This is a genomic window from Candidatus Accumulibacter necessarius, assembly GCF_036625085.1.
In genome coordinates this window covers 396,651-414,206 of record NZ_JAZKUM010000006.1, presented here as the reverse complement: position 1 = coordinate 414,206, position 17,556 = coordinate 396,651, and the positions used below count along the sequence as shown (strand labels likewise).

Here is a 17,556-nt window from a genome sequence, read left to right as displayed (position 1 = left end):
GCTTGGCGCGGATAACGGCGGCCTTCATGCTGTCCTATCTTGCACTGCGCGTCAGCGCCTTGTCACCAGCGCTTGCCGAAGCCCGACTGCAATGGCTGACCGCACGCATCCGGCCGCATTTCCTGTTCAACAGCCTCAATGCAGTGATCTCCTTGATCCGCTTGGACCCGCAGCGTGCCGAGACCGCGCTTGAGGAGTTGGCCGAACTTTTTCGCGCGCTCATGCGCGATCCGCGAGAACTGGTACCCCTGGCTGACGAGATTGCTTTGTGTCGGCAGTATCTCGACCTGGAAAAGCTTCGTCTTGGCGACCGCCTGAACGTCCACTGGGAGACGGCTGATCTTCCTCTCGATCTCAAGGTTCCGCCGCTACTGGTGCAGCCACTGCTCGAGAACGCCGTCTATCACGGCATCGAGCCAGCGGGAGACAGCGGTACCATCCGCATCCGTTTGATGCGTCGAGGCGATGCGCTGCATCTGGATCTCGCCAATCCGTGCAGCGTGGGCGCCGATCATCAGCATGGCAACCACATGGCTCTCGATAACCTCCGTGAGCGGTTGGCACTGTACTACGATCTCGAAGCTCGACTCGATACAGGTGAGGTGCTGTTGGCTGATGGCCGGCGCGAGTATCGGGTACACATCGTCTTGCCTTGCCGGGGCCATTGGCCGTGATTGCCGCAGCAGTGAGTCCGGTGCTGTCGGTGATGATCGTCGACGACGAGGCCCCGGCACGGGCACGGCTGCGCGACCTACTGGCCGATATCGCGTCGGCGTTGCCGACCGAAATCCTTGCCGAGGCTGGGAACGGCTTGCTCGCGCTGGATGCGATCGCGGGTCGACGGGTTGACGTGGCTCTGGTCGACATCCGGATGCCGAAAATGGACGGCATCGAACTCGCCCGGCATCTGTCGGCATTGGAGTATCCACCAGCGGTGATTTTCGTGACCGCCTTTGACGCCTACGCGGTGCAGGCCTTTGAACTCAATGCGATTGACTATCTGTTGAAGCCGGTGCGCGCGCAGCGTCTGCTGACTGCGCTACAGAAGGCACGACAAAGCCGTCCGCTGACATCAACGCAGCTTGCGCACTTGCAGCAGGCTGCGCGTACCCATCTCTCCTGCCATGAACGTGGTCGTTTGCTGCTGATTCCAGTGCCGGAGATACTTTACTTCAAGGCGGACTTGAAATACGTGACGGCGCGCACACGTGATCGCGAGTTCCTTCTTGAGGAATCATTGACCCATCTCGAACACGAGTTTGGTGAGCAGTTTATCCGCTTGCATCGCAGCGTGTTGGCAGCCAAGGACGCGATTTCTGGTTTTGAGAAGAGTGCTTCCGACGATGCCGAGACTCAGTGGCAGGTCATGCTGCGCGATATTCCGGACAGACTTCCCGTGAGTCGTCGGCAGTGGCCCCTGGTGAAGTCCTACGTGCGGCAGACGGCTTCCTGAATGACAATGGACGGTGTGTGGTGCCGCTCATGCGCCGCGGTCAATTGCTGTTGGCTGCTGCCGTCTGCCCAACTGGGGCGAGCCTCGATGCAAGGGACGACGCAACGCGCCTGCAGTGAGCAAGCCGATCGAGTGCAGCAAGCAGAGCCAGTGGGCGTGTTAATATTGCTCTCCTAGGTTTGGCGTCTTCAGCGTTGATGCAAACTGCATTTGCCGGTCGTATGGCAAATGTGCTTCAACTCTTACTGGAATCCGGTGTTGATGTCTGCAACCGCAGCTACGTCGCGTATTGTCATTGCCTCCCGTGAATCACGTCTTGCCATGTGGCAGGCGGAAAACGTTCGGAGTCGTCTGGCGGAGTTGTACCCGCAGATTGCAGTGGAGATTCTCGGCATGACCACCCGCGGTGATCAGATCCTCGACCGCCCCCTGTCGGCAATCGGCGGCAAGGGTCTATTCATCAAGGAACTCGAGCTGGCGATGCAGGAGGGGCGTGCGGATCTTGCAGTGCATTCGATGAAGGACGTGCCGATGGAGATGCCAGAGGGTTTCGTCCTGGCGGCCATCTCGGCCCGTGAGAATCCCTGTGATGCTTTCGTTTCCAATCGCTTTGCCGGGCTCGACGAGCTACCGGCCAATGCCGTGGTCGGTACCTCCAGCCTGCGCCGCGAAGCGATCCTGCGCGCCGGTCATCCGCAACTCGTGATCCGGAGTCTGCGCGGTAACCTGGATACACGGCTGCGACGGCTCGATGCCGGTGAGTACGATGCGATTATCCTGGCTGCCGCTGGCCTGATTCGGCTTGGTCTGGCGGCGCGGATCAAATCCCTGCTGATGCCCGAGCAGTCGCTGCCGGCACCAGGCCAGGGTGTGCTCGGGATTGAGGTCTGCTCGACCCGGCCGGAAATCCTCGCACTGACGGCACCGCTCAATGATCGTCACAGTGCGCACTGTGTACGCGCCGAACGTGCCTTTTCTCGTGCGCTCGGCGGCAGCTGCCAGGTGCCGCTGGCTGCCTTTGCGCTGCTCGAGAACGATCGCCTCTGGCTCCGCGGCTTCATCGCGACGCCGGATGGAAGGCGGGTCATTGCCGGCGACGTGCGCGGAGCCCCAGAAGACGACGAGTCGATCGGCCGCGGACTTGCGCAGAGGCTGCGTGATGAAGGGGCAGATGCCATTCTGGAGAAGCTTTCAACCGGCCAATGAGGCAGCGCTTGCGCGGCAGGAAGATCGTTGTGACGCGCCCGCGCGCGCAGGCGTCGAAACTGGCCGGCTTGATAACCGAGCAAGGTGGCGAGGCGGTGCTGTTTCCCCTGCTCGAGATATCTCCCCTCGCCGACCACGGCCCCTTGCGCTCGGCGATCACGCGTATCGAAAGCTACTCGCTGGCCATCTTCGTCAGCCCCAATTCAGTCGCGTTCAGCCTGCCGTACATTCTCGCCCTTCAGGCGTGGCCGCGAGGCCTGCGACCGGTCGCCATCGGCCAGAGCACGGTCATGTCGCTCGCGAGCTACGGGCTGGGGGACACGCTGGCGCCCGTCGCGCGTTTCGACTCCGAAGCAGTGCTGGAGCTTCCGGAGTTGCAGCGAGCCGCCGTTGCCGGCAGGCGGATACTGATCCTTCGCGGCAACGGAGGTCGGGAACTACTGGCCGATCAGTTGCGTGAACGTGGCGCCGAAGTCGACTGCGTGAGCTGCTACCAGCGCTCGGCACCACCTGACGCGGCGCCACTCGTGGCCCTATGGCGCTATGGCTGGCTTGACGCACTGACGATTTCTTCAAGCGAAGGTTTGCGCAATCTGGTCGATCTGCTCGACGAGAGTTCGCGTGCATGTCTGCGGAGCACACCGGTTTTCGTACCACATCAGCGCATTGCCGATCTCGCGAAGGAGCTTGCCTTGCAGCGGGTGGTCCTGAGCGGACCAGGCGATGCCGGGATCATCGCAGCTCTGTGCGCCTATGATTGGCTGCAATGATGAGCGAAGAACCTGACTCGCGGCCTGCTCTTGCGCAGGCGCTGTTTCCCGCGCCGGTCAGCACGACAACAAGTCTTGGCTGGCGCAACCCCTGGCTGCTGGTAGTCGTGCTGGCCCTCGGGCTGGCAGGCGCAGTGGGTGGAAACCCGAATCAAGCTGGCCGACACGCAGCAGGAGCTTGCTCGCCGTTTGGCCGAGAGCGACTCGGTGAGCGTCGAAAGCCGTGCCCTGGCAAGGCATGCGCAGGATCAACTGGCCGCTGTCCTGGGCAGACTCGGTGCGCTCGAGGCGAGGATTGCCGAGTCGCGGAGCTAGCAGGCAATGCTTGAGGATCTTTACCAGGATCTGGCGCAACCGGGACGAGTGGGCGTTGGCCGAGGTCGAGCAGGGGGTTCTGCTGGCCGCGCAGCAGTTGCAGCTGGCTGGCAACGTGCAAGCTGCGGTGCTTGCCCTGCAGGCCGCAGACGCTCGCCTAGCGAGCAGTAGCCGACCACAGTTCATCAGTCTGCGCAAGATTTTGGTCCGCGATCTTGATCGTTTGCGGGCCTTGCCAATGGTCGATATGTCAGGCCTGAACCTGCGGCTGGAAAGCATCATCAATGCCATCGACAGTCTGCCTCTGGCGGTCGAAGCGCGGCCCCGGCTGAATACTGGGGAGTCGACTATGGCTGCAAAGGGAGCCATAGAATCGGCGTCGGCAGCCAGCCTAGAGTTCTGGCTGCGGCTGGCCAGCGAGTTCTGGCGGGATGTCAAGGGTCTGGTCAGAATCCAGCGTTTTGATCGTGACGAGCCGGCACTGCGGGCGCCTGGGCAGGCCTTCTTGCTGCGCGAGAATCTTAAGTTGCGTCTGCTCAATGCCCGTCTGGCCTTGCTGGCGAGGGAGCAATGGACCTTTCGTAACGAGCTGAAGCATGCCCAGACCTGGCTGGATCGCTATTTCGACTCACAGCACGCCTCGCTTCAGACCACTCAGGCTGCGCTTGAGCAACTGACCTCGACCGAAATCAACATCGAATTGCCGACGCTCAATGAAAGTCTGGCAGCGATCAAGACCTTCAAGCTAGGCAAGGAGCTCAAGTGAGGCGCCTGTTCTGGCTGCTGGCGCTGTGCGCACTCGCGGTCGGTATCTCTCTGGCAGCACGCTTCAATAAGGGTTATCTCTTGCTGGTCTTGCCGCCGTATCGCGCGGAGCTTTCGCTCCACCTGGCGATTGTTCTGCTTGCTCTGACCTTTGTCCTGCTCTACGGCCTTTTCCGTGCCGCCGCGCTGACCGTGTCACTGCCGAACCGGGTCCGATCGTTTCGTGAACGTCGCCGGTGCGAGAAGGCTGCGGTGGCCTTTCAGGATGCCACATGCGTCTGCTATTCGAGGGGCGTTTCGGCCAGGCTTTGAAAATAGCGGGTGAGGCGCATGCCGCCAACCCATGCGCCGGCTCTGGCGGCGCTGCTCGCGGCACGCGCCGCACAGCGCCTAGGCGAGGCGGAGACGGGGAAGGCATGGCTTGAGCGCGCCAGCCGCGACGATCTACGGATGGGCCGGCACGACTGGTGCTCGAAGCCGAAACCCACCTCGACGGCAGGAATTTCGAGGCGGCTGCGAAGACACTTCAGCGTTTGCAGGCCCTATCTGGCCGCCACATCGCGGCGCTTCGCCCCGAGTTGCGCGCACAGCAGGGCTGCGCCAACTGGCCGGAGGTGCTGCGCCTGGTGCGCCTGCTCGAGAAGCGCGATGGTGTGGCCCCGCAACTGGCGCAGGAAATCAGGCTCAAGGCCCATCAGGAGAATGTTCGCCACCTACGGGGAGATCCCGGACAACTTCTCGAGTATCTGCGGCAATTGCCGGCAAGGGAGAACAGCCCACGACTGGCAATACCATTGGCCGAGGCCTTGATCGAACACGGCGCTCATGATCAGGCCCAACGCCTCATAGAAGGGCAGCTCAGCGTGCAATGGGATCCGGCATGGATCAGCCTTTACGGCCAACTGCGCGGTCATGATCTGATTGCGTGCATCGCACGAGCCGAAGCATGGCTACTCGAGCATCCCAGGGACCCTCGTCTGTTGCACGCGCTGGGCCGTCTCTGTCTGTCTCAAGGCTTGTGGGGGAAAGCGCAAGGCTACCTTGAAGCGTCCCTGGCCGAACAGCGTGAAGCAAGGCTCGAACTGGCGCGTCTTCTTGAGCAGACCGAGCGCTCCGGCGAGGCGCTGCCGCATTATCGGGCGGCGGCTGAGCAGCATGCCTGACACCCCATCACGAAGTGGGCACGGGGCTATGCCCAGTCGCGTGGCGTCAGCATTTCGTAGAGCGCGGCTTCGGCGCTGCCGGCTTCGGGTGCCAGTCGTAGCGCCATTTGACGATGGGGGGTAGCGACATCAGGATCGATTCGGTGCGCCCGCCCGACTGCAGGCCGAACAGCGTGCCACGATCCCAGACCAGGTTGAACTCGACGTAACGTCCGCGTCGGTAGGCCTGGAAGTCGCGTTCGCGTTCGCCATAGGGCAAGGCGTGCCGCCTTTCAATGATGGCAGGTAGGCTTCCGAAACGCGTCACCGACGGCCCGCGTCAGGGCGAAGCAGCGCTCGAAGCCGCCCTCGCTGAGATCGTCGAAGAAGATGCCACCGACGCCGCGTGGCTCGTTGCGGTGCTTGAGGAAAAAGTACTCGTCGCACCATTTCTTGTAGCGTGCGTGCGTGTCGTCGCCAAACGGCTGCAATGCTTGCTTGCAGGTGGCGTGGAAATGCCGGATGTCTTCAGCAAAAGGGTAGTAGGGCGTCAGATCCATGCCGCCGCCAAACCACCAGGCGGGTTCGGCATCAGCCCTGGTCGCGATCAGCGCGCGCACGTTCATGTGCGCGGTCGGGCAGTACGGGTTTTCCGGATGCAGCACCAGCGAAACGCCCATCGCGGCGAAAGCGCGCCCCGCCAGTTCGGGGCGTTTGGCGGTTGCCGAGGCCGGCAGTTCAACACCGCTGACCTGCGAGAAAGCGACCCCGCCGCGTTCAAAAACGCGGCCACCCTCGACGATGCAGGTGCAGCCGCTGCCCGCGAGTGGCGAGCCGGCCTCCTTTTCCCAGGGGTCGGCGCGGAAGGTCGAGCCGGTACGGCCTTCGAGCGCTTCAGAGCGCCGTTGACGATACGCGTCTGCAGGTCGGTAAAGTAGTCCCTGAGGCGGGCGGAATCGATCATCCCTGGAGCTGCGCCGGTGCCGGGAAGGAAACGCCCGGCCGGGGTTTGCCTTGCTCATCGGCTGACCGCGCGGTGGCCGATGTCTCGGCGATACTGCATGCCGTCAAGTGAATGCCGACAATCAGGTCATAGGCGCGTTTCTGGCCTGCTTGACGTTGTCGGAAAGCGTCGTGACGCACAGCACGCGGCCACCGGAGGTGACGATTCGACCATCGCTGCTCGCTGCGTGCCGGCATGGAAGACGTGACTGTCCTCGCTGTTCTGCGGTAGGCCGCTGATCAGATCGCCGGTGCGCGGGGTGCCGGGGTAATTGGCTGCGGCCAGTACGACGCCCAGGGCAACGCGACGGTCCCAGCTCGCTTCAACCAGGTTGAGCCGGCCGGCGACGGCATGGTCGAAGAGAGTCAGCAGGTCGGATTTCAAACGCATCATGATCGGCTGTGTTTCCGGGTCGCCAAGGCGGCAATTGAACTCGACGGTCTTGACCGATCCGTCCTTGCCAATCATCAGGCCAGCGTAGAGGAAGCCGGTGTAGGGGATGCCGTCGGCCGCCATTCCCCGAACCGTCGGCAGGATGATCTCGCGCATGGCGCGGGCGTGAACTTCCGGAGTGACCACCGGGTGCCGGTGAGTAAGCGCCCATGCCGCCGGTGTTGGGGCCGGTATCGCCGTCGCCGATGCGCTTGTGATCCTGACTCGAGGCCAGCGGCAGTGCATTCTTGCCGTCGACCATGACGATGAAACTGGCTTCTTCGCCTTCGAGAAATTCTTCGATCAGCACGCGTGCCGGGGCGAGTCTTTCGCTGTGCTGTCACCGCTTGCGGGGCAGCATGTGGTCAATCGCATCGTGGGCCTCGGCCAGGTTCATGGCTACCACCACCCCTTTGCCAGCGGCCAGTCCATCGGCCTTGATGACAATCGGCGCGCCCTGCTGGTCGACGTAGGCGTGTGCCGCGGCTGCTGTCGGAGAAGGTCGCAAAGCGGGCGGTCGGGAATGTTGTGCCTGGCCATGAAGCGCTTGGCGAAGTCCTTCGAACTTTCGAGTTGGGCGGCTTCCCTGGTCGGACCGAAGATCTTCAGGCCGCGGTCGCGAAAAAGGTTGACAATGCCGGCGGCGAGCGGCGCTTCGGGGCCGACTACCGTGAGATGGACCTTGTGCTTTGCGGCGAAGTCGGCGAGCGCTTCGGGGTCGGTGAGGTTGACGTTCTCGAGTTCACGCTCGCGCAGCAGTGCCAGCGTTGCCGGGTGCGACGAAGACCTTCTGCAGGCCCGGGGTTCTTGCCAGACGCCAGGCGAGTGCGTGCTCGCGACCGCCGGAGCCGATGACCAGTAACTTCATGACCATCCTTTCACCACCAGAACTTCTGTGTGTGCCCGTTGGTGCGCAGCCCGTCAAACTGCGCCGTACCCAGGCACTGACCAGCCTGTTCAGCGCAATCTTCTGCACCGCATCTTGCTGGCGCTCGCTCGACCGAATCAGTGTCGGAAGTGCCTGGCACCGGTGAACACCATCGCCAGGCCATGCTCGTCGGCGGCAGCTGATCACTTCCTCGTCACGCATCGAGCCGCCGGGCTGGATGACCGCCTTGGCGCCGGCAGCCGCCAGAACGTCAAGCCCGTCGCGGAAGGGGAAGAAAGCATCGGAGGCGACACAGGAACCTGCCAGGTCGAGACCGGCATTCTGCCTTTGCTGGCTGCGATGCGGGTCGAATCGACGCGGCTCATCTGGCCGGCGCCAACGCCGAGCGTCATGCCGCAGCCGCAGAATACGATGGCGTTGGACTTGACGAACTTGGCAACGCGATAGGCGAAGAGAAGATCCTCGATCTGGGCATCGGTCGGTGCGAGTTTGCTCACCTGCCCTCAGGTCGGAGGCCTGGACGTTGAAGTGGTCGGGCGTCTGCAGCAGCAGTCCGCCACCAACGCGTTTCATTTCGAAAGCATGCTGGCCCCTGGCCAGCGGCAGTTCGAGGACGCGCAGGTTCTGTTTGGTGGCCAGCATTTCTCGGGCGGCGTCGCTGAAAGCCGGCGCCAGCAGGACTTCGACGAAATGCTTGCGCACATTCATGGCGGCGACGACATCGGCGTCGACCGTGCCGTTGAAAGCGATGATGCCGCCAAAGGCCGAGGTCGAATCGGTCTGGAAGGCTTTCTCGTAAGCTGACAGCAGACTCACATCGACCGCTACGCCGCAGGGATTGGCGTGTTTGATGATCACGCAGGCCGGGGTCTCGAAGGTCTTGACGCACTCCCAGGCCGCGTCGGCATCGGCGATGTTGTTGTAGGAGAGTTCCTTACCCTGCAACTGCTTGTAGTTGGCGATCGATCCCGCAAGTGGTATCGGATCGCGGTAGAAAGCGGCTTGCTGGTGTGGATTCTCGCCGTAACGCAGCGCTTCGACGCAATCGAAAGCAAGTTGCAGCCTGTCCGGGAATAACCCGGGCTGGTTCGCTTCATCAAGTGAAGTCAGCCAGTTGGCGATCGTCGCATCGTAACGAGCGGTGTGCACAAAGGCCTTCTTGGCGAGCGCGAAACGCGTGTTCAGGACTCAACTCGCCACCGTTAGAAGTCATTTCCGCAAGCACGGCAGGGTAGTCTGCCGGGTCGGTAACGACAGCCACCCCAGCGTAGTTCTTGGCCGAGGAACGGACCATCGCCGGACCACCGATATCGATGTTCTCGACCGCGTCGGCCAGCGTGACACCGGCTTGAGCGACGGTCTCCCGGAAGGGGTAGAGATTCACGCAGACCAGATCAATGGTCGGAATGCCGTGTTGCTCGATGGTGCTCATATGCTCGGGTAGATCGCGACGCGCCAGGATGCCCGCGTGCACTCGGGGATGCAGTGTCTTGACGCGACCGTCGAGCATTTCCGGAAAGCCCGTGTAATCGCCCACTTCGGTGACCGGCAGACCGGCGTCGCGGAGCAGCCTGGCGGTGCCGCCGGTCGATAGGAGCTTCACGTCATTGGCGACGAGGCCCCGGGCAAATTCGAGTGCGCCACTCTTGTCGGAGAGGCTGATCAGGGCTTGGCGGATTTTCATGGTAGTGAGGTAATCAAGGCAACGTTGAGAGAAGAGGTGAGAAGTCGATTCAGGCGATCAGCTTGTGGTCGGCCAGTTTCTTGCGCAGCGTGTTGCGATTGATGCCGAGGATTTCGGCCGCGAGCGTCTGGTTGCCGCCGGCCTGTTTGAGAACGACTTCCAGCATTGGCCGCTCGACGCTCCTGATCACCATCTCGTAAACGGCGACCGGCTTCTCGCCCTCAAGCCTTTGAAAGTAGTTTTCAAGCGCCTTGCAGACGCAAGTCGCGATGTCGTCATCGTCATGGTGATCTCGAATCATGCGGCGAGGTCCTCAAGACTGGCATGGCCAGGGTTGGTGGTGTCCGGCTCCGCAGCGAGATAGGGCAGGCGCTCGTGATGTTCGCCGAGGGCAGAGAAAAAAGCGTTGACCGCCTGCCTTTGCCGGTCGACGGTCGGCAACTGATTCACTTGGCCGCGAAAGCCGCCGAGCCGACCAGTCCCCGGGTGTACCAGGAGATATGCTTGCGTCCGATGCCTAGTCCGGTTTCGATACCATAGAAAAGATAGAGATCTTCGAGATGCTCGAGCAATACCTTGTGAATTTCACTGACCCGTGGTGGTAGCAAGTGAGTTCCGGTTTTCAGGAAATGCTCGATCTCACGGAACAGCCAGGGACGCCCCTGTGCGCACGGCCGATCATCACAGCGTCGGCATGGGTGATGTCAAGAACCTGCCTTGCTTTTTCCGGCGAACCGATGTCGCCATTAGCGATGACAGGAATACTGGCCTTGGCCTTGACCGACCGAATCGTGTCGTATTCTGCCTGGCCGCTGTAGCCGCAGGCGCGCGTGCGGCCGTGCATGGCCAGCGCCCGGATCCCGGACTGCTCGGCGATCTTCAGGATGTTCAGGGCATTGCGGTGGTCCTTGTCCCAGCCAGTGCGGATCTTCAGCGTCACCGGGGTATCTGGTACGGCATGAACAACCGCTTCAAGAATCTGCCGCACCAGCGACTCATCGCGCAGCAGGGCGGACCCCGCCATCACGTTGCAGATCTTCTTCGCTGGGCAGCCCATGTTGATGTCGATGATCTGCGCACCCCGGTCGACGTTGTAGCGCGCCGCATCGGCCATCATCGACGGATTGGCACCGGCGATCTGGACCACGATCGGTGCCACCTCTCCCTCATGGTTGGCGCGTCGTAGCGTCTTCATGCTGCCATAAAGCAGCGAGTTTGAAGTCACCATTTCGGAGACTGCCAAGGCGGCACCCATTTTCTTGCATAGTTGCCTGAACGGGCGATCGGTGACGCCCGCCATCGGAGCGACGAACAACTGGTTGCGAAGGGAAAAACCGAGAAATTCCATGGCGGTCAGGTGCCGGGCAGGCGGGGGCGAGACACGGATTCTACGCCGATTGCCGCCACAGAAACAGCCAGTTCTTGCCGCACTTCCTGGGGCTCAGTCGCCCCCTCACTGCTCGTGGCGGTCGGATTCCTTGGAGCCAGAAGGGGCTGAACAGCTATCGTCCTGGCTAGGCTGTTTTCGTCAGCCCGGGGACGATTGCCGCATCAAAGCCTGCTGCCCGCTTCCGGCATGACGATATTGACCTCCAGCACCTCAAAGTTGCCCTGTTTCTCGATTGATACCTTAATGTCATCAGGGTTGACCGACACGTACTTTGAAATGACGGCCATCAGCTCCTGCTGCAAGGCCGGCAGGAAATCCGGCGTACTGGTGCTGCCATTGCGCTCGTGGGCAATGATCAGCTGCAGACGTTCCTTTGCAATCGCTGCCGTCTTGGGCTTGCTGCCAAAGATCAGGGAGAACAGGGACATGCTCATTTACCCCCGAACAGTCGCTTGAACAGGCCAGGTTTCTCGTAGTCGACGAAGCGGAGTGGGATGGTTTCGCCGAGAAAGCGGCCAACCACGTCAAGGTAGGCGCCAGCGACGTCGGAATCAGCAAGATGGATCGCTGGTGTGCCGGCATTCGAGGATTGCAGCACCGCCTCGGACTCGGGAATCACGCCGATGATCGGTACGCGGAGTATCTCCTGCACGTCCTTGTACGACAGCATCTCACCGTCGCTGACGCGCTTTGGCGAATAGCGGGTGATCAGCAGATGCTCCTTGACCGGCTCTCCACCGAGCAGCGCGCGTCGTGACTTGGCCTGGATGATACCGAGAATGCGGTCGGAGTCACGTACCGAGGAGACCTCGGGGTTACTGACGACCAGTGCCTCGTCGGCAAAGGTCAGGGCCATGACCGCGCCGCGCTCGATGCCTGCCGGTGAATCGCAGACGACGTAGTCAAAACCCATGTGTTCAAGTTCCTTGAGAACCTTCTCCACACCCTCTTCGGTCAGTGCATCCTTGTCGCGCGTTTGCGAAGCGGGCAGCACGAAGAGATTGCCGTTGTCGCAGTGCTTGTCCTTGATTAGCGCCTGGTGGAGCGTCGCTTCGCCGTTGAGGACATTGACCAGGTCATAGACGACACGGCGTTCACAGCCCATGATCAGATCCAGGTTGCGCAGGCCCACATCAAAATCGATGACGGCAGTTTTGTAACCACGCAGGGCAAGGCCCGACGCGAAGCTGGCGCTGGTGGTGGTCTTGCCGACCCCACCCTTGCCGGACGTTACGACGACAATACGTGTCACGGACTTTTCCCCGCAAATAGAAAGACGAGATTTTACCTGCAGAATTCGCTTTCTGTTGAATCGCCCTGATGCTTGCTGGCGAGTGTCAGACCAGCAGCGTCGCTAATCGGTCTGCAGCGGTTCGACGATCAGTTTGCCAGGTTCCGCACCGGGGGTTTTTGACAGCCTCACCTGTACCGGTTTGCCGGCCATTTCCAGGGGGACGCCACTATCGAAGGTCCGGTACAGACCAGCCACCGAAACCAGTTCGGCATCGAAGCGGGTGCAGAAAATTCGCGCCTCGGCTGCGCCGCTGGCGCCAGCCAGCGCGCGCCCGTGCAGGGGCGCGTAAATGTGGATGTTGCCGTCAGCGATGACTTCCGCTCCGGCATTGACCGCGGCCAATACGACGAGGTCGCCACCGCGTGCGTAAACCTGTTGTCCGGAACGTAGCGGCCGCTCAATGAAGACCGTTGGCGCGGCGGCGGACGCGGTTGCTATCGGTGGGGGTGCCGCTACACTGGTCAGGGCTGTTTGGGGCAGCGGCGAGGGAGTCGCTTGGCAAGCAGTGGCAGGGGGGGATGAACGTTCGCCAGCAGCATAGGTCGGCAAGCCGGCGAAGGCGGCGCCGTAGCGGAGTTCCTCGCTGCCACCACGGACGCCAATGACGTTCAGGCCATGCGATTTCAAGACCTGCTTCACTCGCCGCCAGTCGGGTTCCGGAACGTCTACGATTTGTGACAATTCAAGCAATGCCGCATCGCCGTCGAAAAACTCATCGTCACCGAAAAGCGCGCTGGCTGCTTCGGCCAGAGCGTCCGGGTGCAACGAGCGCAGGGTGACGACGACGACCGGCAGGGTGGTTCCCTTGAATTCGATCAGTTGGCGTGTCTTGTTGGTTGGTGGCATGGGGTCGTCACGAATGTCAGCCAAGTGCTGATTAAGCGGGCAAGTCTAGCCGAATCGGCAACAAAGCGAAACATGGCGGTGGCCGTTTCTCAATACCCAGCAGCTGCCCCGGTTTGCCTACCGGGTCAGCGGGCAACCAGATCCTGCGGCCGGAGGCAACCGGTCAAGGCCAGGCCCGTGCTCCCCACATCATGCGCCGGGCGACGAAATGACGTAACGGTGGCAGCAGGTCAAGGCTCAGCAGGCCCAGGCCGCGAGCGACCCGCAACGGCCCCAGGTCATTGGAGAAGAGGCGCACGATGCCATCGGTGAAGGCCATGCTGCCCCTCCGGTCACCCCGGCGTCCCTGCGCGTAGAAGGTGAGGGCAGAGGCGTCGCCTGCGTCGCCGCTGGCGCGTGTGAGCAGGGTTTCAGCCAGCTCCCAGGCGTCGCGCAGGCCGAGGTTGAAACCCTGGCCAGAAACTGGGTGCAGGCTTTGCGCAGCGTTGCCGATCCACACCTGACGCGGGACGGTGAGTTGCTGGCGGACGCGAAGCGCCAGCGGGAAACTGGCGCGCGGGCCGCTGGCAACAAAGTCCATACGGCTGCCGAACTGTATTCGCAGGGCGGCGAGAAACGCTTGCTCGTCCAACTCGATGAACTGGCCGGCCTTCTCGGGAGGCATCGTAAACACGACGGAGTAGTCCTTAGCAAGTGGTAGCAGGGCGACTGGCCCGTCCGGCGTGAATCGCTCCCAGGCGCGGTGACCGTGCCCGGCGAGTGGGCGGACTTCGGCGACCACGGCGTGCTGTCGGTAATCGTACACCCGAACCCCTGCGTCGTTGCCCGGCGTGCCCTCGGCATGAACGACCAGGCGGGCGGCGATCCTTCGCTTCTCGCCATCATCGCCGAGCGTAATGTCGGCAGCATCGCGGTTGGCCAAGATCTTGACGACCGTGCAGTTGCTCAGCTGTCGTGAGGTCGCCAGGCTTTGATCAAGGGTCGCCGCGAGATCGCGGTAACGCATCACGTAGCCGAGCGCCGGGATGCCGTAGTCGGCGGAGTCGATCAGCGTGCGGCCAAAGCCACCGCGCTGCGAGACATGAATGGTCTCGATCGGCGTGGCCAGGCGGCCGTTCCAGGCGCCGAGGCGTTCGAGAATCTGGCGGGTTCCATGCGACAGCGCCAGGGCGCGCGGGTCCGCGGCCCAAGCGCCGCGCTGGCGGGTGTCGATTAGCAGGACGCTGTAGGGACCGCCGGCCAGGGCCAGCGCGAGTGCCATGCCAACCGGGCCAGCGCCAACGATGGCGACGTCCACTGAGTCGAGGGTATCAGCCATGGCACATCACTTCTTCGATTTCGGCAACCGTCTTGGGGGCGCTGGTGTACACCGTGCAGCCATCGGCTCTGACCAGCACATCGTCCTCGATGCGCACACCGATACCATGTAGGTGCGGCGGCACATTCGTGCCCGGGCGGAAGTAAAGACCGGGTTCGACCGTCAGCGTCATGCCGGGAAGCAGCGTGACCCAGGCGTTGTCTTCGCTGCCGGTGCGGTACTCGCCCACGTCATGAACATCGAGGCCCAGCCAGTGGCCGGTGCGGTGCATGTACCAGGGCTTGTAGGCTTCACTCTCGATGGCCCCGTCGACGCTGCCGGCGATCAGCCTGAGGTCGATCAGGCCTTGCGAAAGGATGCGCAGTGCTGCCTGGTGATAGTCCATGAACGAGGCGCCGGGACGCACCGCGTCAATCGCCGCCTGCTGCGCGGCGAGGACGATTTCGTAGACCTCGCGTTGCTCCGGGCTGAAGCGGCCGCTGACCGGGAAGGTGCGGGTGATGTCCGAGGCGTAGCCGTCGAGCTCGCAGCCGGCGTCGATCAGCACCAATGAATGCCCGGCCAGTAACCGGTTGTTTTCGACATAGTGCAGGATGCAGGCATTGGCTCCGCCGGCGACGATCGGCGTGTAGGCATGTCCGGCGGCTCCCCGCCGGCGGAACTCGTAGCTCAGCTCGGCTTCGAGTTCGTACTCCGCCATGCCTGGCCGGCAGGCGCGCATGGCGCAGGCGTGTCCGGCCGAAGCGATGTCGGCAGCGCGGCGCATGATCTCGATCTCGTGCGCATCCTTGGTCAATCGCATCTGGTCGAGCAGGCCGCGCAGATCGCGGATTTCACCCGGTGCCCGTATGCCGCTGCGGCTTTCGGCACGCACGGCATTCAACGCGCTGGCGATCCGGCGGTCCCAGTCGGCATCGTGGCCGAGCGAGTGCCACAGCACGCTGCGGTTGGCGATCAACTCGGGCAGCTTCTGTTCGAGCATGGCGATCGGATGAGCTTCGGAAAAGCCGAAGGCGTCTGCGGCGGTTTCGGGTCCATAGCGGAAGCCGTCCCAGATTTCGCGCGCCTCGTCTTTCTCGCGGCAGAACAGGATCGACCTCGGTTCCTTGCCGCCGACCAGTACGATCGTCGCCTCCGGTTCGGGAAAACCGCTCAGATACCAGAAATAGCTGTCGAAGCGATAGGGGTAGTGCGCATCGCGGTTGCGCAGACGCTCTGGCGCGGTCGGGATGACGGCGACGCCATCACCGAGTTCCGCCAGGACCTGCTGGCGGCGGCTAGAATATGGCTGGTGACGCATGGGTTTACGCAAGCTCCCTGTCGAGTTCGGCGAGACGTTCGGGCGTGCCGACGTCGACCCAGCGGCCGCTATGTCGTTCGCCGGTGATGATCCCGCGGGCAATGCCCTCATCGAGCAGTGGCCGCAGCTTCATCACCGCGTCCGCGGGAACGGCAGCAAAGAATTCCGGCCAAAAGACGCCGATGCCAGCGTAGGTGGCGGTGTCGCTGGTAGTTTCGCCCGCGCTCAGCACGATGTCACCGGCGAGGCGGAAATCGCCGCCGCAATGGTGCCGGGGGTTGGTGACCAGCACCAGGTGGGCACGTCGTTGGTCGCGAGCCTGCGCCACATGGCGGGCGCGCGCAAAATCCCAGTCGCACCAGATGTCGCCGTTTACCGCTAGAAAAGGCTGCGATCCGAGCAAGGGCAGCGCGGCGGCGATACCACCGGCAGTCTCCAGGGCCCCGACAGGTTCCCGGGAGTACGTGATGCTGAGGCCAAATGAGCTGCCATTGCCGAGTGTTGCTTCAATCTGCTGCCCGAGGTGGGCGTGGTTGATCACTACATCGTGCCAGCCCGCTGCTGCCAGGCGTTCCAGGTGCCACACGATCAGCGCCTTGCCACCAGCGCGGAGCAGAGGCTTTGGCGTCAAGTCGGTCAGTGGCCGCAGGCGCTCACCGCGGCCCGCGGCAAGAATCATCGCTTTCATCAGAAGGTATAGCCGACTTCGACCGGCCGCTGCTCGAGTCCGTCGAGGAGCCGCGCGAGCGGCCGCAGCTCGCCGTAGCGCTGGCAGGTCCGCCGTAGATAGCTCAGCACACGCGGCATGTCCTTGAGGTAATCGTCCTTGCCGTCGCGGTGGCAGAGGCGGGCGAAGATACCCAGCACCTTGAGTTGGCGCTGCGCGCCCATCCATTCATAATCGCGGTAGAAGTCATGAAAGTCGGCGTGAACCGGTAAACTCGCCCGTCGGGCCGCTTCCCAATACCGGATCACGTAGTCGAGTTCCTGCTCTTCTGACCACTGGATGTAGGCATCGCGATAGAGCGAGACGAGGTCGTAGCTTATCGGGCCGTAAACGGCGTCCTGAAAATCCAGGATTCCCGGGTTGGTCGGGAAGGTCGGCGCATTGTCCCCGATGACCATCAGGTTGCGCGAGTGGTAGTCGCGATGGACGAAGACCTGCGGCTGCTTCAGGTTGTTGGTCAGGATTTCCGAAAAGACCCGGTGCAGCGTGTTTTGCGTCGCCTCGTCCGGCGTCAGACCAAGATGGCGTTCCAGGTACCAGTCGGGAAAGAGTGCGAGTTCACGGCTGAGCAGGGCGTAGTCGTATTCTGGCAGGACTCCTGGCCGGCTGGCGATCTGCAGGGCGAGGAGCGCGCTGGTGGCGTCGCTGTACAGTCGCGGCGCCAGGTTCCGGTCTTTCAGTGCTGTCAGGTAGGTCGTGCTGCCGAGGTCGGAAAGCAGCAGAAAGCCTTGCTCGAGATTCTCGGCCAGGACTACGGGTACATGTGCGCCGGCCTCCCGAAACAAGGCGGCGACCTTCAGAAAGGGACGACAGTTTTCCTTGTCGGGCGGTGCGTCCATGACGATGCGCGTTGTCCCGTCCGGCAGCGTGAGCCGAAAGTAACGCCTGAAGCTGGCGTCGGCCGAGGCGGGTTCAAGGCGGAAATCGCGATCGGGGAAATCTGGCTCGAAAAGCTCCCGGACCCAGTGACCCAGCAGGGCGGTGCGCGGCATGCCGCTTCTCCTTAAACGTTGATGCTAGAA

The 17,556-nt window shown here is 62.6% G+C and carries 16 protein-coding genes and 4 pseudogenes; 8 read left to right on the top strand and 12 right to left on the bottom strand.

Annotated elements, in window-relative coordinates:
* From V5B44_RS18355 to V5B44_RS18320, 8 genes are all read left to right on the top strand, one after another.
* A partial coding sequence (locus tag V5B44_RS18355; RefSeq protein WP_332360419.1) for a sensor histidine kinase occupies positions 1–674 on the top strand: 674 nt, incomplete at its 5' end.
* Positions 671–1,453: a LytR/AlgR family response regulator transcription factor gene (locus V5B44_RS18350; RefSeq protein WP_332358493.1), complete on the top strand. Its 783-nt coding sequence runs from the start codon at positions 671–673 to the stop codon at positions 1,451–1,453. The genes V5B44_RS18355 and V5B44_RS18350, both read left to right, overlap by 4 nt.
* Before the next feature lie 261 nt (positions 1,454–1,714).
* A complete protein-coding gene (hemC, locus tag V5B44_RS18345; protein ID WP_332360418.1) occupies positions 1,715–2,659 on the top strand; it encodes a hydroxymethylbilane synthase in 945 nt (314 codons plus the stop codon).
* 29 nt (positions 2,660–2,688) lie between these two features.
* Positions 2,689–3,429, top strand: coding sequence for a uroporphyrinogen-III synthase (locus V5B44_RS18340; protein ID WP_332360417.1), 741 nt, complete (start codon positions 2,689–2,691; stop codon positions 3,427–3,429).
* A gap of 138 nt (positions 3,430–3,567) precedes the next feature.
* On the top strand, positions 3,568–3,744 hold the full coding sequence (locus V5B44_RS18335) for a hypothetical protein (RefSeq protein WP_332360416.1): 177 nt from the start codon (positions 3,568–3,570) through the stop codon (positions 3,742–3,744).
* A 10-nt stretch (positions 3,745–3,754) separates the two neighbouring features.
* Positions 3,755–4,510, top strand: a complete 756-nt coding sequence (locus V5B44_RS18330) for a uroporphyrinogen-III C-methyltransferase (protein WP_332360415.1) — start codon at positions 3,755–3,757, stop codon at positions 4,508–4,510.
* Positions 4,507–4,821, top strand: a complete 315-nt coding sequence (locus V5B44_RS18325; RefSeq protein WP_332360414.1) for a heme biosynthesis HemY N-terminal domain-containing protein — start codon at positions 4,507–4,509, stop codon at positions 4,819–4,821. The genes V5B44_RS18330 and V5B44_RS18325 overlap by 4 nt, the downstream gene beginning before the upstream one ends.
* 155 nt (positions 4,822–4,976) lie before the next feature.
* On the top strand, positions 4,977–5,672 hold the full coding sequence (locus V5B44_RS18320; RefSeq protein ID WP_332360413.1) for a hypothetical protein: 696 nt from the start codon (positions 4,977–4,979) through the stop codon (positions 5,670–5,672).
* Positions 5,673–5,698: 26 nt separating this feature from the next.
* Here V5B44_RS18320 and hemF read toward each other — a convergent pair.
* The 12 genes and pseudogenes from hemF to V5B44_RS18260 form a co-directional block, all read right to left on the bottom strand.
* Positions 5,699–6,612, bottom strand: a pseudogene (gene hemF / locus V5B44_RS18315) (oxygen-dependent coproporphyrinogen oxidase).
* A gap of 57 nt (positions 6,613–6,669) precedes the next feature.
* A pseudogene (gene purD / locus V5B44_RS18310) lies at positions 6,670–7,954 on the bottom strand (phosphoribosylamine--glycine ligase).
* 137 nt (positions 7,955–8,091) lie between these two features.
* Positions 8,092–9,659: pseudogene (gene purH / locus V5B44_RS18305) on the bottom strand (bifunctional phosphoribosylaminoimidazolecarboxamide formyltransferase/IMP cyclohydrolase).
* A gap of 49 nt (positions 9,660–9,708) precedes the next feature.
* A complete protein-coding gene (locus tag V5B44_RS18300; RefSeq protein ID WP_287634950.1) occupies positions 9,709–9,960 on the bottom strand; it encodes a helix-turn-helix domain-containing protein in 252 nt (83 codons plus the stop codon).
* Positions 9,957–11,007 (bottom strand): annotated as a pseudogene (dusB, locus tag V5B44_RS18295) (tRNA dihydrouridine synthase DusB). The gene V5B44_RS18300 and the pseudogene dusB overlap by 4 nt, the downstream one beginning before the upstream one ends.
* Before the next feature lie 203 nt (positions 11,008–11,210).
* On the bottom strand, positions 11,211–11,477 hold the full coding sequence (minE, locus tag V5B44_RS18290; RefSeq protein ID WP_332358503.1) for a cell division topological specificity factor MinE: 267 nt from the start codon (positions 11,475–11,477) through the stop codon (positions 11,211–11,213).
* Between the two features lie 2 nt (positions 11,478–11,479).
* The gene (gene minD / locus V5B44_RS18285) at positions 11,480–12,301 is read right to left on the bottom strand and encodes a septum site-determining protein MinD (protein WP_332358504.1); all 822 of its coding nucleotides are present in this window, start codon (positions 12,299–12,301) and stop codon (positions 11,480–11,482) included.
* Positions 12,302–12,403: 102 nt separating this feature from the next.
* Positions 12,404–13,189: a septum site-determining protein MinC gene (gene minC, locus V5B44_RS18280; RefSeq protein ID WP_332360412.1), complete on the bottom strand. Its 786-nt coding sequence runs from the start codon at positions 13,187–13,189 to the stop codon at positions 12,404–12,406.
* Between the two features lie 163 nt (positions 13,190–13,352).
* Positions 13,353–14,507, bottom strand: a complete 1,155-nt coding sequence (locus tag V5B44_RS18275) for an FAD-dependent monooxygenase (RefSeq protein WP_332360411.1) — start codon at positions 14,505–14,507, stop codon at positions 13,353–13,355.
* On the bottom strand, positions 14,500–15,807 hold the full coding sequence (locus tag V5B44_RS18270) for an aminopeptidase P N-terminal domain-containing protein (RefSeq protein WP_332360410.1): 1,308 nt from the start codon (positions 15,805–15,807) through the stop codon (positions 14,500–14,502). Before V5B44_RS18270 ends, V5B44_RS18275 begins: the two co-directional genes overlap by 8 nt.
* Before the next feature lie 4 nt (positions 15,808–15,811).
* Positions 15,812–16,495 (bottom strand): N-acetylmuramate alpha-1-phosphate uridylyltransferase MurU, encoded by a 684-nt coding sequence (gene murU, locus V5B44_RS18265; RefSeq protein ID WP_332360409.1) that lies wholly within the window; start codon positions 16,493–16,495, stop codon positions 15,812–15,814.
* On the bottom strand, positions 16,495–17,526 hold the full coding sequence (locus V5B44_RS18260) for an aminoglycoside phosphotransferase family protein (RefSeq protein WP_332360408.1): 1,032 nt from the start codon (positions 17,524–17,526) through the stop codon (positions 16,495–16,497). The genes murU and V5B44_RS18260 overlap by 1 nt, the downstream gene beginning before the upstream one ends.
* Between the last annotated feature and the right edge of the window lie 30 nt (positions 17,527–17,556).

What these genes read in the sequence shown, in the direction of transcription:
- hemC (WP_332360418.1), top strand. Translation starts at nt 1,715, where the DNA reads ATGTCTGCAACCGCAGCTACGTCGCGTATTGTCATTGCCTCCCGTGAA.
- V5B44_RS18300 (WP_287634950.1), bottom strand. Translation starts at nt 9,960, where the DNA reads ATGATTCGAGATCACCATGACGATGACGACATCGCGACTTGCGTCTGC.
- minE (WP_332358503.1), bottom strand. Translation starts at nt 11,477, where the DNA reads ATGTCCCTGTTCTCCCTGATCTTTGGCAGCAAGCCCAAGACGGCAGCG.
- minC (WP_332360412.1), bottom strand. Translation starts at nt 13,189, where the DNA reads ATGCCACCAACCAACAAGACACGCCAACTGATCGAATTCAAGGGAACC.
- V5B44_RS18275 (WP_332360411.1), bottom strand. Translation starts at nt 14,507, where the DNA reads ATGGCTGATACCCTCGACTCAGTGGACGTCGCCATCGTTGGCGCTGGC.
- V5B44_RS18270 (WP_332360410.1), bottom strand. Translation starts at nt 15,807, where the DNA reads ATGCGTCACCAGCCATATTCTAGCCGCCGCCAGCAGGTCCTGGCGGAA.
- murU (WP_332360409.1), bottom strand. Translation starts at nt 16,495, where the DNA reads ATGAAAGCGATGATTCTTGCCGCGGGCCGCGGTGAGCGCCTGCGGCCA.
- V5B44_RS18260 (WP_332360408.1), bottom strand. Translation starts at nt 17,526, where the DNA reads ATGCCGCGCACCGCCCTGCTGGGTCACTGGGTCCGGGAGCTTTTCGAG.